General features: G+C 65.0%; 14 protein-coding genes. 4 read left to right on the top strand and 10 right to left on the bottom strand.

The genetic code is table 11. The features are described 5' to 3' along the window. Positions 1 to 3 precede the first annotated feature (3 nt). Together NDI89_RS12980 and NDI89_RS12975 are read right to left on the bottom strand one after the other, a co-directional pair. On the bottom strand, positions 4 to 1827 hold the full coding sequence (locus tag NDI89_RS12980) for an MBL fold metallo-hydrolase (protein WP_277522031.1): 1824 nt from the start codon (positions 1825 to 1827) through the stop codon (positions 4 to 6). A 157-nt stretch (positions 1828 to 1984) separates the two neighbouring features. Continuing rightward, entirely contained in the window at positions 1985 to 2311 is a 327-nt protein-coding gene (locus tag NDI89_RS12975) for a TRAM domain-containing protein (protein WP_277522030.1), read from the bottom strand. A gap of 222 nt (positions 2312 to 2533) precedes the next feature. On the opposite strand from NDI89_RS12975, the gene NDI89_RS12970 reads away from it, so the two are divergent. Both NDI89_RS12970 and NDI89_RS12965 read left to right on the top strand, forming a co-directional pair. Continuing rightward, entirely contained in the window at positions 2534 to 2827 is a 294-nt protein-coding gene (locus NDI89_RS12970; protein WP_226006274.1) for a PadR family transcriptional regulator, read from the top strand. A 153-nt stretch (positions 2828 to 2980) separates the two neighbouring features. Then, entirely contained in the window at positions 2981 to 3226 is a 246-nt protein-coding gene (locus tag NDI89_RS12965; RefSeq protein ID WP_277522029.1) for a DUF7861 family protein, read from the top strand. Between the two features lie 42 nt (positions 3227 to 3268). On the opposite strand, the gene NDI89_RS12960 is transcribed toward NDI89_RS12965, so the two are convergent. From NDI89_RS12960 to NDI89_RS12930, 7 genes are all read right to left on the bottom strand, one after another. Then, positions 3269 to 3658: a secondary thiamine-phosphate synthase enzyme YjbQ gene (locus tag NDI89_RS12960; RefSeq protein WP_277522028.1), complete on the bottom strand. Its 390-nt coding sequence runs from the start codon at positions 3656 to 3658 to the stop codon at positions 3269 to 3271. 62 nt (positions 3659 to 3720) lie between these two features. Beyond that, positions 3721 to 4746, bottom strand: a complete 1026-nt coding sequence (locus tag NDI89_RS12955) for a HEAT repeat domain-containing protein (RefSeq protein WP_277522027.1) — start codon at positions 4744 to 4746, stop codon at positions 3721 to 3723. 126 nt (positions 4747 to 4872) lie between these two features. After that, a complete protein-coding gene (locus tag NDI89_RS12950; protein ID WP_277522026.1) occupies positions 4873 to 6891 on the bottom strand; it encodes a SpoVR family protein in 2019 nt (672 codons plus the stop codon). After that, entirely contained in the window at positions 6884 to 8212 is a 1329-nt protein-coding gene (locus NDI89_RS12945; RefSeq protein WP_277522025.1) for a YeaH/YhbH family protein, read from the bottom strand. Before NDI89_RS12945 ends, NDI89_RS12950 begins: the two co-directional genes overlap by 8 nt. Beyond that, the gene (locus NDI89_RS12940) at positions 8203 to 10488 is read right to left on the bottom strand and encodes a PrkA family serine protein kinase (protein WP_277522024.1); all 2286 of its coding nucleotides are present in this window, start codon (positions 10486 to 10488) and stop codon (positions 8203 to 8205) included. Before NDI89_RS12940 ends, NDI89_RS12945 begins: the two co-directional genes overlap by 10 nt. Before the next feature lie 26 nt (positions 10489 to 10514). Further along, positions 10515 to 12587: a PrkA family serine protein kinase gene (locus NDI89_RS12935; protein WP_277522023.1), complete on the bottom strand. Its 2073-nt coding sequence runs from the start codon at positions 12585 to 12587 to the stop codon at positions 10515 to 10517. Continuing rightward, a complete protein-coding gene (locus NDI89_RS12930; RefSeq protein WP_277522022.1) occupies positions 12584 to 12814 on the bottom strand; it encodes a hypothetical protein in 231 nt (76 codons plus the stop codon). Before NDI89_RS12930 ends, NDI89_RS12935 begins: the two co-directional genes overlap by 4 nt. Positions 12815 to 13206: 392 nt before the next feature. Here NDI89_RS12930 and NDI89_RS12925 point away from each other — a divergent pair, with 392 nt between their 5' ends. Then, entirely contained in the window at positions 13207 to 13638 is a 432-nt protein-coding gene (locus NDI89_RS12925; protein WP_277522021.1) for a DUF5820 family protein, read from the top strand. A 97-nt stretch (positions 13639 to 13735) separates the two neighbouring features. Further along, a complete protein-coding gene (locus NDI89_RS12920; protein WP_277522020.1) occupies positions 13736 to 14182 on the top strand; it encodes a UPF0179 family protein in 447 nt (148 codons plus the stop codon). Between the two features lie 135 nt (positions 14183 to 14317). Here NDI89_RS12920 and NDI89_RS12915 read toward each other — a convergent pair whose 3' ends face one another. After that, entirely contained in the window at positions 14318 to 14671 is a 354-nt protein-coding gene (locus NDI89_RS12915; protein ID WP_277522019.1) for a winged helix-turn-helix transcriptional regulator, read from the bottom strand. Between the last annotated feature and the right edge of the window lie 90 nt (positions 14672 to 14761).

Below are 14761 nucleotides of genomic sequence, written 5' to 3'. Positions count from 1 at the left end.
CGCTCAGTCCTCGAGCAGCCCGGCTCGCTCGAGTTCGTCCCGGACGATGTCCCGGACGTCGGCCTCGCTCCGCCCGGTATCCGTTCGCGCGGCGGCCACCTCCTCGTTCAGCGCGGCCATGATGTCGAAGACGTCCTCGAGTTGCTCGTAGGCGTTGTCGGGCTCGCTTTCGAACATCTCGGGGGACAGTGCCGCCGTCTCGGGATCGCCCTCCCGTTCGACGGCGATCGGCGTCAGTCGCCGGCTTCGCGTGACGCTGTCGACGCTGTCGACGTTCGTCGCGAGGTGGTTCCCGAGGTGTTCCTGCGCGTAGTCCGGGCCGTGGATCAGGGCGATCGTCTCCGGGTCGACGGTGCGGGCGAACTCGAGCAGGCCGTGCTGGGCGGCGTGACCGCTGAGACCGCCGACCGTCGTGACCCACTCGGCCGGAATCGTCACTCGCGTAGCGGGTTCGCTCGCGCCCTCGGTCGTGATCCAGGTCACGTTGTCGGCTGCGGGCCAGTCGGTCCCGAACGGAGTGGCGTCGGTCGTGAACTCTACGTCGTCCGTTCCGGCGTCGACCTGGTTCTGGATCGTTCGGCCGACCGTCTGCTGGGCCTGATAGCCGGTGAGCAACACCGTCGCGGAGTGAAAGCGAGACGCGAGCTCGACGAGATAGCGCGGTGAGTTCCCGCCGGTCAGCATCCCCGACGGCGAGACGATGATCGGTACCTTGCCCCCCGAAGACGGGTCGGCGTCCTCGAGGATCGCCCGCCGATCGGCGTCGCTCTCCGGGAACTCGACCTGCGGCGGCGAGAACGGGGTCGCATCGCCGCTCTCCCGCGCCCGGTTCGTGATCGCCTCGGACATGTACTCCGCGTCCGTGACGTACTCGTGATAGAGGGCCGTCGCCTCCTGTGCCATACCGTCGACCACGAGCCGGACGCGGTCGCTGAGGTCGCCGGGAAGCGTGTGCAGCCGATCGGAAAACAGTAACTGGAGGGTCTGGGACCGGCCGACGGCGAAGGTCGGGATCAGGACCGGCTCGCGATCGTTCAGTGCCCGCTCGACCGCCTCGTAGATGGTCGTCTGTGCGTCGCCGAACGACGTGTGGCTGTGTGTCGCCCCGTACGTCGACTCGAGGAAGAGGAGGTCGGCCTGCGGCGGCGGTGTGATGTCCGGCAGGTGGTCGGCGCGGCCGCCGAGATCGCCGGAGAACACGACGCGGTAGCCGCCCGTCTGGAGCACGAGCCACGCCGAGCCGAGCAGGTGGGCGGCGTTCCCGAGTTGAAAGACCAGCGGATCCCGATCGACCGCGTCCGCGATACCCTCGACCCGACCACCGCCGTAGTCGACGGGCTGGAAACGATCGAACACCGCCGAGACGTCCGCCTGCGTGAACCGCTGGCTCTTCCCGTCTCGGTTCGCCTCCCTGCGGTGGATCTTCAGCGAGTCCTCGAGCAGGGTTTTGGCGAGGTCGACCGTCGGCCGCGTCGCGATGATCGGCGCGTCGTCGTCGAGGAAGCCCCGGGCTTCGAGTACCGGCAGTCCGCCGCAGTGGTCGATATGCGCGTGCGTGAGGAAGACCGCGTCGACCGAGCCGGGCTCGAGCCCGCGGAAGTCGGGATAGTCGTCACCCTCCCCCTGATTCAGGCCGCAATCTACGAGGTAGGTCCCGTACTCGGTGTCGACCTGATAGCAGCTCCGGCCGACTTCGCGATCGCCGCCCCGCGGGGTGACGACGAGCGGCCTGTCCGGGGAGGGTCGGACGTCGGCGTGCTCGAGCGGATCGAACGTCTGATCGGCGTCGGCGGGAATCCACGGTGTTTCGGGATTTATTCCAGTCATTACCGTACTGTAAGTCCCGTCACATATGGGGTCTTCGGTTGCTCGAGGCGATCGGCCTCGGAGCGATGGAACTCACCGCCGGCTCGGAGCAGTGACCGTGCACTCCAGCGGTCGGACGGGCCGACAAGTGGACCGATCGGGCGGAAAAGGTCGTCGGCTACGAACCCGTTTCGACGAGCTCCGCCTCCCCGTAGGTCTCGTCGACGCTGGTAACCCGGACCGTCGCCTCGATCGCCGAAACGTCCGCCTCGAGGAAGAGGACGAATCCGCTCTCGGTCTTGCAGACCAGCGTCCCGTCGGATTTCCGGTCGACGATATCGACCGTCACGGTGTCACCCGGTTCGGGTTTCCCGCCCAGCGGCTCCCCGCACCGCCAGCAGTCGGTCTCGTACTCCGGAGCGCTTTCCGGCGCGTTGTTCGCCCCGCATCGAGGCGCGTCGCACTTGATGAACGAGTCGTGTTTCCCCGGTTGATAGCGTCCCACAGCGCTACCGAAGCTACTGGCCGATAAAAACGTGGCGCCGATACGGTACCGGCCCGGGACCGAGCACGTCGCGGGCCGGGTCTGCGAATCGGTCGTCGTCGGTCGCCGCGTCGAGGCGGGAGGCGGGCGAGCGCGTACCCGATCCCGCTTTCGGACGACGAGCGGATTATATCTCCCATCTGGTATCGGAATTGTTATGCGACAACAGAGTGAATCTCCGATATGTACGATCTCACCGGCTTCCAGCGAGACTTGCTGTACACGATCGCTGGTCAGGACGACCCGCACGGACTCGCGATCAAAGAGGAACTCGAGGACTACTACGAGAAGGAGATCCACCACGGACGGCTCTATCCGAACCTCGACGAAGTCGTCGACAAGAGCCTCGTCGAAAAGGGCGAACTCGACCAGCGAACGAATTACTACACGATCACCGCCCGCGGCCGCCGCGAACTCGAGGCCCGACGCCGGTGGGAAGACGACTACGTCGACGAACTGTTCTCGGACTCGGAGTGACGTCGGCGACATCCCGTCTCTGAGCTACTCGGACGGGCGTTTCGAGGATCGATCCGGAGTGGCTACTCTACCCGTCGCTTCGCGACTGGGCCAGCGCCGATCCGCCCGCGGGGATCCGCTATCCTCAACGTCCCGCCTGATGTCCGTTCACACGTGAACCACGACCGAATCCACGCTCGGAAACCGACGCACGATATCGAGCGCTGGTCCGTCGGGACGATCGAGCGGATCGACGAGCGGGACGGACACCACGTCTTCGACGTGCGAACCGACGAGGGAGACACGGTCGAGCTCGTCGTCACGGCCGCTATCCGGGAGTTGGTCGTCAGTAGACTCGACCTCGAAGGGAACGAGTCGCCGGTCGGCGCTCGAGTCTGGTATCGGAAACGCGGCGGCTGATACCTCGAGGCGGATCGCGAGCGGAAGCGATCGACGCGACTCCTACTGGCCGACGGTCGTCACGGACAGCGTTCGGGTTCGCGGCCCGTCACACTCGACGAGCAACACCGACTGCCAGGTCCCCAGCGCCAACTCGCCGTCGTCGATCGGAATCGTCACGTCGGGGCCGATCAAGGCGGCTCGAAGGTGCGAATCCGCATTGCCGTCCAGTTGGTCGTGCGCGTGGCCCTCGTCGGGAACGAGATCCCGCAGGAACGACTCGAGGTCGCCGCGAAGCCGCGGTTCGTCCTCCTGAACGACGAGCCCGGCCGTCGTGTGTTCGACGAAGGCCGCGCAGGTCCCCGACTCGAGGTCGTCGGGTACCCCCGCGGCGATGCGATCGGTCACGTCGACGGTCGTCAGTCGGGACTCGGTCTCGACGGTCAGTTCCATACTCGAGTGTAGGACGGCGAGGAGAGAGTCGGTTTCGGTCGAAGACGGGCGGGACAGTGACGTCAGGTGAGCCCCTTCAGCGCCCAGGTAGCGCGGTCGCGCACGTTCGGTGCCGGATCTTCGCTCGCGAGGTCCGCGAGTCGGGGAGCGGCCGCGTCGACCCGTCCGTGGCCGAGCGCGATGCAGGCGGTCGCTCGCACGTGTGGCTGCTCGTCCGTGAGTAAGTCGAGCAACTGCGCGCGAACCGGTTCGACCGCCGTGGGGATCTCCGCGGCGACGCGGGCGATCGTGACTGCGGCGACGGCTCTCGTGTCCGGATCGGGACGCGAAAGCGCCGCCCCGAGGTCGACACAGAGCGGTTCGACCGCGGCGGGATCGCTGTGAGCGACGTCGCCGAGGCATCCGATCGCCGCGTGTCGCAACGCTCTATCGTCGTGATCGGCGAGCGCGCCGGCGTGCGTGACGAACTCGAGGGAGGGCACCGTTCCGTCGGCTCGCACCAGTCGACGGAGCGCCCGGAGCGATGGGAGTCCGTTTTCGACCGGATTCGCCTCGAGTGCGTCGGTGAGAACCGCCACCGTCGGTTCGATCGCCGTCGGTTCCGCCGTCGAGACGGCGGCGATCGCCTCGAGCCCCTGCCGGTCGTACCCGCGTCGCCGCTCGAGTACGTCCGCGATCGCTTCGGTATGGTCGGCGACGACGTCCGGTCGTTCGGCCGCGACTGCGGCGATACATCGGAGAAGTTCCCGCGCGACCGGTCGGTCGGCGTGCTCGACGGCGACGGCCACGATCGACCCCGTCGACGGTGCGACGTCGGTCGGTGCCCGGGCCGCCAGATCAGCGAGACAGGCCGCGATCTCGTCGTGAAAATCGACCTCGGGGCGCTCGAGCAGCGTCCGGAGTTTCGGAACCGTCGGGGCACACGCCGCCGCGTCGTCCCCGTCGTCGATCGCGGTGCGGATGCGATCGACTGCGGCTCGTTGCTCTCCCGGATCCTCACTGTCGAGTCGTGCCAGGACTGACGGCAGGTCGACTCCGGTGGCCCCCCGGCCCCGGGGATCGACGGCCTCGTCCCCTTCCCCATCCATCGTGTCCCAGCATTCGACAAGTGAAGTAAAAGCGTTCTGGCTAACGGTCGCTGAAACGTCGTTTATTCCGTCACAAATGCGTCAGAAATGCCGGTTTCGGTTCCGAGAGTGAATGGGCCCTGACCCTCAGGCGAGCCACTCCTCGGGTTTGGTGTCGTAATCGACGTCGTCGGCCGCGAGGTGGTCGACCTCTTCCCAGGGGACGTCCTCGGTCGTCACCGTCTCGCCGTCGTATCGGATCAACTTCCCCTGCTCCTCGGGTTCCGGCTCGCGGTTGCGGCGCTTTGCGACCTCGATGTCGTGTTCGTCGACCTCCTTGACGATCGTCAGCAGGTTCACCGGACGGCCCCACAGTTCGAAGATCCGCTTGAGCGTCTCCGTGGCCTGCCCCAGATCGAGCATGACGCCGTTGTACTGGTGGCCCAGCAAGAGCTCGTTCGCGTTGTCGTAGTTGCCGTCGTACACCGCGATCGTCGGCTTCCCGAAGTTGGTGAACTGCAACAGGAGCTTCTTCTTGACGTCCTCGGCCGCGTCGCTGGCGACGTGGAACTGCCCCGTCGCCTGCGAGTGCTCGTAGGTGAAGTAGTTGTTCTCCGTGATGAACTCCTGGGTCAGGAACTCGTCGAGGAAGGTCACGTCGTTGTGACTCTCTCGAACGTCGAACATCCGGTCCCAGCCGGCGGCGAAGTCGACGTCCGCGAGCGCCTCCTCGACCGACGAGTAGCGGGCGTCGTCGAACAGGTAGCGACCGATCCGCTCGAGTTCGCTCTGGGTCACCCGGCCGAGGAACCCGCGGTTCTGGCGCTTGACCAGCGAGTAGTGACGCCGAGCCAGTCCCTCGTAGGTCAACACCTTCCAGGGATACTTTTCGACGTCGATCTCGCCCTCGCGGGCCCGCTCGAGCGCCTCGCGGTCGACCCACTCGTCCGGAACGTCCGCGAGCTGATCGAGCGTATCGGGGGTGACGTTTTCGATCGCCGCGGGCGGATCGAGGGTCTCGAGGACGTTCTCGAAGTCGACGACGTCGATGAGGTTGCGCCAGGAGACGCCCTCGACGCGCAGCAGGGCCTCGAGGACCTCCCGGCGGTTCGTGGTGTTTTCGACGTACTCCCACAGCTCCATCCCGAGACTGTAGGGGTTGAGGCCGCCGGAGGCGAGGACTTTCGCCATGTGATCGGCGTAGTTGAGGAACTCGTCGTCGCCGGCGAAGACCTCGTCGGTCATCATCGTCGACTCCCAGTAGGCCGCCCAGCCCTCGTTCATCACCTTCGTCATCTTCTGGGCGGCGAAGTAGTAGGCCTCCGCGCGCATCATGTCGAGGATGTCCCGCTGCCACTCCGTCATCTCGACCGCGCGTTCGGCCTCGTCGTCGTACTGCTTCCCGTGTTCGCGCACGAACGCCAGCAGGTCCTTCTGGGGCTCCTCGGGGAAGGTCGGTGCGATGTCTTCCTCCTCGAGCTTCTCGACCCACTCCTCGTTGAAGACCTCGCCTTTGATTTCCTCGGAGAGCTCGAGTTCGTCTAACTTCTCGGCGAGGTCCTCGTCGATCTCCGCGCCGGCCGGCCCGTCGACGTCGAGGCGGCGGCTGAACACCTGATGCTGATCGATGTTGTCCTCGAGCGAGAGACAGTGATCGATCCACTTCTCGACCTCGGCGCGGTCGATCTCGGGATCGGACATGTACTCGTCGATGGCCCGGGCGTGGCGCTCGAGCATCGCAGCGGCGTTGACCTGGTCCTCGTCGGCGCGCCCGCTGGTGAACAGGCCGAACCAGTCGTTGTTCGCGAAGAAGTCCGAGTGGGCCTCGACGTGGGTGATGACCGCCTTCTGGTCGGCGACCGTGTTCGACTCCTGGAGGAACGCGTGGGCCGGGTTGTCGTTGTTGACGATCTCGAAGGCCTTCCCGCCGGCGTACTGGCCCTGCTTCTGTTGCTTGTCGTACTGCATGCCCCACCGCCAGTGGGGGTATCGACTCTGGAACCCGCCGTAGGCGATGAGCTCGTTCATCTCGTCGTAGTCGATGATCCAGTACTTGACCGGGTACGGCTCGAGGCCGAGCTTCACCGCCAGGTTCCGGGCCTCGTCGACCGGTTCCTCGAGGTCGCTGGCGATCGCCTGTTTGCGGAATCTGTCTGTATTACTCATCGGTCTCACTCTCCGTCGAGAGGATGTCGTAGATCGCGTCGGTCACGTCCGACTCGTCGTTGACGTAGGCCACCGCGACGTCGTCGGCGTCGGTCCCGAAGTGGCGCTCAAGCTCCTCGGCGTGGGTGGCGTTGATCGCGTTGCCGCTGGGCTGGGTCTCCACGTAGGCGTGGAGGTTCGCCGGGATCCGTTCCATCATCGGGATCACGTGCTCTTCGGTGTCGTTGCTCGAGTTCTCGGAGTCCCCCGCCGCGAAGACGTAGCGGTTCCAGTCGGTCCAGGGATACTCCTCTAACAGTTCGTTCGCGAGCTCGTACGCGCTCGAGATCTTCGTGCCGCCGCCGCTGCGGATGCCGAAGAACTCGTCGCGTTCGACCTCCCACGCGTCGGCGTCGTGGGCGATGTAGACGAACTCGGCGTTGTCGTACTTGCCCTGCAGGTACCAGTCCAGCGGCGTGAAGGTCCGCTCGACGAGTTCCCGCTTCTTCTCGCGCATCGAGCCGGAGACGTCGCGGATGTTGACGACGACGACGTTCTTCTCCTTCTCCTCGATGATCTCGGGGTGACGGTAGCGCTCGTCTTCCCGGCGGAAGGGCACGTGTTTGATCCCCTCGCGGCGGATCTTCTGCTGGACGCTCTCGCGCTCGACGTTCGCTTCGACCTCCTCGATCGAGGACCATTTGCCCCGTTCGTCGTCCGGAATATCGTCGTAAGCCTCCTGGATCCAGGCCATCGACACCGGGAGGCTCTCGCCGCGAGCCCACTCGAAGACCTCGCGGGGGTCGATCCCCTCGACTTTGCAGAGTTCGCGCAAGAACTCCTCGTCGAAGTCCATCGCGAGCTTGCGCTTGAGCCCCTCCTTGAACATCCGCTCGAAGTCGAGCGTGCTGTTCGGTCCCGACCGAGTGAGATCCGTGAACGGACCCTCCTTCTCCTCGACGACTTTCTTGCCCTTCGGGTCGAGATCGAGGCCGAGCTCCTCGTCGAGTTCCTCGGCGAACTCCTCGGGATCCATTTCGTAGTACTCGTGCTCACCGCCCTCCTCGCCGGGGTCGCCGTCCTCGCCGTCGTCGTCGCCCGGCTGGGGCTGGGGCTGCCCGACCGGCTGGCCCGTATCGGGCGTACCGTCCTCGCCCTGCCCGACGCCCCCCTTATCGCGCTGGTCGTACTCGAACTCCGGCAGCGAGACGATCTTCACCGGGATCTTGATTTCGCCCGGCCGGCTCTGGCCGAGGTCGCCGTACTGAATGAAGTCGGCGAGGTCCTCGCGACGCTGCTCGCCCACCTCGCGGAATCGCTCGAGGTCGTCTCTCAGTCCCATCTGTAACTCACCTGTCCCATGACGTGTCGGCTGGTCAGTTCGGCCGAGGCCTCGGAGTAACCGAAGAGATCCACCATCGTCTCGATGGTGTTTTCCTTGACCGCGGCCGTCTCGGTCCCGCTTGGCGGGTCGCTCCACTGTCGCGGGTCGAAGTCCTCGAAGGTCCGCTCGACGTCGTCCCAGTCGTGGCTCTCGAGGACCGTCTTGATCACCGGAATCGCGGTGAGATCGACGTCCTCGACCGAGAAGTCCTCGTCGCGGTGCTCCCAGGCGTGGCGATTCAGCGACGTGATGACCTTCTCGCGGCGGAAGTTCCGGACGCTCTCGCGGGGCTGGTTCCCCTCGTATTCGGCCTCGGAGAACCGACCCAGGTGCTCGATTTCGAACAGCTTCATCGTCAGCGGATCGGGCTCGACGCGCTCGCCCCGGTCGTTGTACAGCGGTTCCTCGGTCTCCCAGGCGTAGACGTGTTCGACGTATTCGGCGACGGTCTCCTCGTCGACGCGTTTGTCGTGCATGATGGCCTCGATGACGTCGCTCTCCTGCTGGTCGTAGATGTAGTTCTTCACGGGGACGACGCGGTTCTCGAACTCCGAGCGTTCGCCCGTCGAGAACACCGGCGCGTCGATCAGCCCCTCGACCATGGCGTTCAACACGTCGCGGGGCATGACGACGTCCTCGACCGCGAGGTCGGCGTGGTGGCGGTCCCGGTCGGTCTGGAGCAACTCCGCGAGCGTGTCCCGCGTGTACGTGACCGGGATCCCGTGATCGCCGTCGTTGCCGTCGTCGTCGAAGTCGAACTCGTCCTTTTCGCGGCGGCTGTCGCCCTCCTGGAGGTAGCCCTGATCGTAGATCAACGCCTTGTCGACGAGGTCCAGCCCGTTGGGGAGGTTCTCCTCGTCCAGTCGCGTGGCGACCGCGTACAGCGCGGCCGCCTCGATGGCGTGGGGTGCGAACTCCTGCACGCGCGTCTCCCCGTCGCGATCCTTGACCGTCACCGTCACCGGGGCGCGGATCCGATCCGCGAGTTCGTCGTAGCTCCCGGCCTCCCAGACGTTCGTCTCGTCGGTCAGCTCGCGCCGGATGAGCTCCGTCTCGAGGCTCAGGTTCGTCAGGTAACCGAACCGGTGCTTATCGAGGCGACGCTTGAGCGCCTTCAGGGGGTCCATGCCGTTGCGATCGGAATGCTGGTTGAGCTGGGCCTCGAGATCGGGGTTCGAGATGATCAGCATCTGGGAGTCGACGTCCATGCCGATCCCCTTGTCCAGTTTGACCGACTGCTCGTCGGGGACGTTCAGCAGCTTCTGGAGCAGGTCGGCGTGCTGGGCCGCGTCCTCGACGACCGTGAGGACGCCGTTCCCCTGCGAGAGGACGCCGTCGTAGCTGAAGGCCTGCGGGTTCTTTCGGCCCCGCGAGTCGAGCTCCTGAAGCATGCCGTGCATCCACGAGCCGACGAGGCGCTCCTTTGGCGGGCCGTCGTCCTCGGAGTGGAGGACGCCGACGCCCTGGCCCACGTCGACCACGTAGTTCTTCACGCGGAGGTGGCTCTCGTCAGTGATCGCCGAGAACAGTTCCTCCTCGCCCTCCCTGCGGTATCGCTCCTCGAGGAAGTCGTACGCCTCGCGGGAGAACGGATCGAGTTGCGCGTCGACCTGGATCGGGACGTGATCGTCGAGTTCCCCGTTGAGTTCCGCGAGCAGGTCCTCGCGGACGTTCTCGGGGAACACCGAGAGCGGGTGGGCCTGCACGGGGCTCTCGTACCAGTCCTGGTCGTCGGGTGCGCTGACGTCGTCACCGTAGCTCAGTCCGCGATCGCTTCCCTCGGCGGTCGAGATGTTCCACTCGACCGTGTATCGGCGGCCGTCTGGCGTCTTCGAGTACTCGCGGAGCCCGTTGACCAGACAGCGTTTGAGCTCCGACTTGCCCGTCGCGGTCGGTCCCTCGAACCAGATGATCTTCTCGTCTTTCGCCCGGCCCGCGGCGATCGACCGCAGGTCGTCGACGAACCCGTTGAGTACCTCGGTGTTACCGAGGATGGCGTGTTCGCCGTCGTTGTGCGGGTCGTCGAAGAAGCGGTAGCGCTCCTTCTCCTCGCCCTCTTCGACGACGGTTCGGGTACCGGCGGCCTCGATCGCCTCGAGCAGGTACTTCGAGGCGTGGGAGGCGATCGAGGGGTTCTCGAAGATTCGATCGACGTAGGCGGCGAGGGTCATCGGCTCCTCGTAGGTCTCCTCGAGGGCGCGGTCGGCGTCGGTGACGTAGTCCTTGCCGGTCATGTTAGTCGACCTCGTGTCCGGTCATGTCAGTCGTCCATCTCGGCTTTGGCGACCTCCGCGCCGGCGAACTCGAGCACCTCCTTGGCTCCGCCCTCGGAGTACCCCTGTTCGATCAGCGCGTCGATCCACGCGGAGCGCTCGTCGTCGTCGAACTCGTTGGCGCTGACCAGCGCGGAGAAGTTGATGTTGTGCTTCTTGTCCTCCCAGAGCTTGCGCTCCAAGGCGCGGCGCAGGCGCTCGTTGTCCTGCGGGTTGAACGCCTCGCCCTCGCGGGCGCGTCGGGAGACCCAATTGCTCACTTCCTGCCGGAAGTCCTCCTTGCGGTCTTCGGGAATGTCGAGTTTCTCCTCGACGGAGCGCAGGAAGGTCTCGTCGGGTTCCTGCTCGCGGCCCGTGAGTTCGTCCTCGATGGTGTCGTCGTCGATGTAGGCCATCACGTGGTCCATGTACTTCTCGCCCTGGCGCTGGATCTCGTCGATGTCGTAGGCCAGCGCGTGGCGGACGTCCTCGATGGCTCGCTCCTTGTACTCCTCGCGGACCGTCTCGAGGTAGCGGTAGTACTTCTCGAAGTTGTCCTCGGGAATCGAGCCGTGGTGCTCGAGGTTCTCCTCGAAGAAGTTGAACACCGTCAGCGGCGAGAGGAAGCCGCGCTGGCGGTGTTTGGAGTCCATGATCGCTTCGGCGATCTCGTCGCCGATGAAGCGCGGCGAGATGCCGACCATCCCCTCGCCGATCTCGGCTTTCGCCTCGGCCTCCTCCTGGAGTTTCTTGATGTCGATGTCGTCGCCCTCGTCGATCTCGCCGTTGTAGGCCTTGGCCTTCGAGAGGAGCCCGACGGTCTCCGTGTCGGGCTCTTCGATGCGCGTGAGGACGCCGAAGAGACCCGCCATCTCGAGGGTGTGGGGTTCGACGTTGATGTCGGGGACGTCGGCGTTTTGCAGCATCTTCTCGTAGATGCTGGCCTCGTCCTCGTAGCTGAGGACGTACGGGAAGTCGATCCGCTTGGTGCGGTCGTTGAACGCCTCCATCTTCTCGTCGCCCTTCTTGTCCTTGTACTCGGGCATGTTGGTGCGGCCGACGATCACCTGATCGATGTCGATCCGCGGGTTGTTCTTGGGCTTGATCGTCTGCTCCTGGGTCGCGTGGAGGAAGTCGTAGAGGAACTCCCGCTGGAGTTTGAGCAGCTCCTCGCCGGAGAAGATGCCGCGGTTCGCGTTACAGAAGGCCCCCGAGTAGTCGAACGCGCGCGGGTCGCTCTCGCCGTAGATCGCGATCTTCGAGTAGTTGACGTCGCCGGTGAGCTCCGTCTCGTCCTGATTCTTCTTGTCCTTCGGTTCGAACGTCTCCAGCCCCTGGCGTTTGTTCTCGTCGGCGACGAAGCGGACGATCTCGACGTGGTTCTCGAGGACCTGCTTGAGGTCGTCGTCGTAGTAGGCGAGCAGCCTGTCCATGTAGAACTCGCTCTCGGGGTCGAGCGCCTGCTCGTTCTGAATCGTGTACGGCGCGTCCAGGTTCTCGTTGAGGTCGTCGATGACTTTCTGGCGCTGCTCCAGGGGAAGCAACACGAGCGGGTCCTGATTCATCGGGGACCGGACGGTGTCGTCGGCCGGATCCTGGTCCTGAATGACGTCACAGAGGTTCGTCCAGCGGAAGGTGTACATCCGCCCGTCGTCGCGCAGCGTGTAGTCCTCGAAGTACTTGCGGACCTGCTTGTCGAAGTGGGACTTCCCGGAGCCGACCGGCCCGAGCAGGAGCTTGATCCGGCGCTCGGGACCCAGCCGACGGGCACCGGACTTGACCTTGTTGACGAACTCGTGAATCGACTGGTGGATCACCTTCCCGTAGAAGGTGTTCTCGCCGTCGCCCAGCGGATCCTCGCTCGCGAGCTGGTACTCGACCATCCCTTCGGTCTCGTCGTAGGTGGTGCCGTAGTAGTCGAACATGTCCGCGACGCGCTGGTGCGCGTTGCGGGCCACCTTCGGGTCCTCGTAGACCTCCTCCAAGTACCAGTCGAAGGACTTGGTCTCCCGGAGGTCCGCGGGCATCGATTCCTTGTAATCCGTACTGAGCTGCTCGAGTGTTTCGATGTCACCGGTCATGGTATCATTGCCAGTTTCGGGGGTTCCCCGTCTGCAGTGCGGTCGTCCGTAACGGGACGGAACGGGTGCGTTGACGTCGTTCGACCAGCCGTCGCATCGCGTGGTCGAACCGTCGGAATCCGTCGCCTCGCGTCACCCGACGTGAGCGCGTCGTACTCGTCGGACTCCTCGAGTAGAGTCTCCCGGAGCGCAACCCTGTCGCGGGCGGCGTCGATCTGCCGTGTCATGTCGTCAATCACCACCTCACGTTGTGCGACGTCCCTCGCGGGCCTCACACAACGGCGCGCCGGGGACGGGCGCGGAGTGGAATCGGTCCGGCAAACGGATACCGATAGTATTTAATGAGTGGGTAATCCAGCCACTTAACCTTAGCCCCAAAAGGTATTTATCAGGACTTTATTTCAATCAAATATTGCGAGAACTATATTTTGACAGTTGGTACCACAGCACACGTTCGATGGGGTGCGGCATAAGTCGTCGGCCTGCAGTCTCCGACTCGAGGCGCGCGCGCCGACTCCTCGGAGGACGCGAGGCAGACCAACCAGCTGGCTCCGCCACCGATCCGAACGGGCGATCGCCCTGCGACGGGGATTTAGGCCCGGCAGTTCTAGCCGACGCCATGTCGGATTCGGAGACGGACGCGGAGCTGGACCGCTCGCGGCTACCGAACGCCTGGACCGTCTGGAGTCAGGGAGACCAGGGACGGCTCGTTCTCGCCTACCGTCCGGACGTCTTCGACGCGGCGGATTTCCCCGCGGCCTGCCTGCCGACGCTGTATCTCACGCACGGCAAGCGAACCCGGCGTCCCGGCGTCAACCCCGCCGATACCGCCGACTCCGAGGACTGGTACGTCACGCTCTATCTCGAGCCGGACGTCTCGCTGAACGAGACGCTCCGATTTCCGAGCCGGGAGGAGGCCCTCGAGCGAACGATCGAACTCGCCGCGGCGTTCGACGACGGCGAAATCGACTACCGGGGACTCTACCAGGTCCCTCGAGAGACGTACTTCGAGCGACTCGACGAACTCACCGGGCCCGACACTGACGACTGAGCGCCTCCGGATCCCGACTCAGGGCGGGTTCGTACCAGGCCGCTTCTCGCCCGGCCGGGACGTGACCCTTAACCGCCAGTGGCAACTACCACATTCCATGTCGACCGTTACGCTCATCGGCTCTCGGCTCGCCGAGCCGGGAACCGAGTTCGTCTACGAGGGGGAAGCCGACGGCTGTACCGGCTGCCCGTATCGCAGTCAGTGCCTCAATCTCGAGCCCGGAACGAAGTACCGGGTCACCGCCATCCGCGAGAACGCCCAGACCCTCGAGTGTGCCATGCACGACAGCGGGGTTCGAGCCGTGGAGGTCGAACCCGCCACGACGCGGGCCAACATCGTTTCGAAGGGGGCCTTCGCCGGCAGCAAGACGAGTCTCCCCGGAACCTGTCCCTACGTCGAGTGTCCGAGCCACGAGTACTGCGAACCCGACGGCGTCGACTTCGACGAGGAGTACCGCATCGCGGAGATCATCGGCGAGCCGCCACACGACGTCTGCCACCTCGATCGCTCGCTCGAGCTGGTCGAACTCGAGACGGACGAGTGACCGCCCGGCGAACGAGTCGAAATACGTTCCTGTTCTCCCGCCGTCTCGATTCGGAGTTCGGACCGCAAAACGAGATCGAATCGCAGTTCCTGTCGTGCGAGACACGAACGGACGCGGTTTCCGGGCCAGTCCCGTCTACTCCGCCTCGAGTTCGCTCTCGTCGAGCCACGAGCCCGCCCAGCACTCGATCTCGCTGAAGACCGGCTCGAGGGACCGACCTTTGTCGGTCAGGCTGTAGAAGGTGGCGACGGGGGCGTCCTCCTCGATGCGGCGTTCGACGAAGCCCATCTCACCGAGATCGTCGAGCACGCGCGAGAGGGTTCGGGCGTTCGCGCCCGTCGAGCGCTTGAGTTCGTTGAAGCGCTGCTCGCCGTCCAGCAGTTCGTGGAGCACGGCCAGCCGCCACTGGGAACCGATCTGCTCGAGGGACGTGATGACGGGACAGGCGTCGTCGTGTCGCTCGCGGGACTTCGTCTGGGGTGAGGACATGGGACAGCCTACGTCACGAACTGCTTTAGTAGTTCGCATCCGAACCGGGTATCACAATGTTAGCCGCTTGCGGCCGAGCGCACGAGATGT

This window comes from Natrinema salsiterrestre (assembly GCF_029502005.1).
GTDB lineage: Archaea > Halobacteriota > Halobacteria > Halobacteriales > Natrialbaceae > Natrinema > Natrinema salsiterrestre.
This window is presented reverse-complemented; position numbering and strand designations above follow the sequence as displayed.

Coding starts and splice junctions, on each gene's coding strand:
- NDI89_RS12935 (WP_277522023.1), bottom strand. CDS start 12,587: ATGACCGGTGACATCGAAACACTCGAGCAGCTCAGTACGGATTACAAG.
- NDI89_RS12950 (WP_277522026.1), bottom strand. CDS start 6,891: ATGAGTAATACAGACAGATTCCGCAAACAGGCGATCGCCAGCGACCTC.
- NDI89_RS12970 (WP_226006274.1), top strand. CDS start 2,534: ATGTACGATCTCACCGGCTTCCAGCGAGACTTGCTGTACACGATCGCT.
- NDI89_RS12940 (WP_277522024.1), bottom strand. CDS start 10,488: ATGACCGGCAAGGACTACGTCACCGACGCCGACCGCGCCCTCGAGGAG.
- NDI89_RS12955 (WP_277522027.1), bottom strand. CDS start 4,746: ATGGATGGGGAAGGGGACGAGGCCGTCGATCCCCGGGGCCGGGGGGCC.
- NDI89_RS12930 (WP_277522022.1), bottom strand. CDS start 12,814: ATGACACGGCAGATCGACGCCGCCCGCGACAGGGTTGCGCTCCGGGAG.
- NDI89_RS12960 (WP_277522028.1), bottom strand. CDS start 3,658: ATGGAACTGACCGTCGAGACCGAGTCCCGACTGACGACCGTCGACGTG.
- NDI89_RS12945 (WP_277522025.1), bottom strand. CDS start 8,212: ATGGGACTGAGAGACGACCTCGAGCGATTCCGCGAGGTGGGCGAGCAG.
- NDI89_RS12920 (WP_277522020.1), top strand. CDS start 13,736: ATGTCGACCGTTACGCTCATCGGCTCTCGGCTCGCCGAGCCGGGAACC.
- NDI89_RS12915 (WP_277522019.1), bottom strand. CDS start 14,671: ATGTCCTCACCCCAGACGAAGTCCCGCGAGCGACACGACGACGCCTGT.
- NDI89_RS12980 (WP_277522031.1), bottom strand. CDS start 1,827: ATGACTGGAATAAATCCCGAAACACCGTGGATTCCCGCCGACGCCGAT.
- NDI89_RS12925 (WP_277522021.1), top strand. CDS start 13,207: ATGTCGGATTCGGAGACGGACGCGGAGCTGGACCGCTCGCGGCTACCG.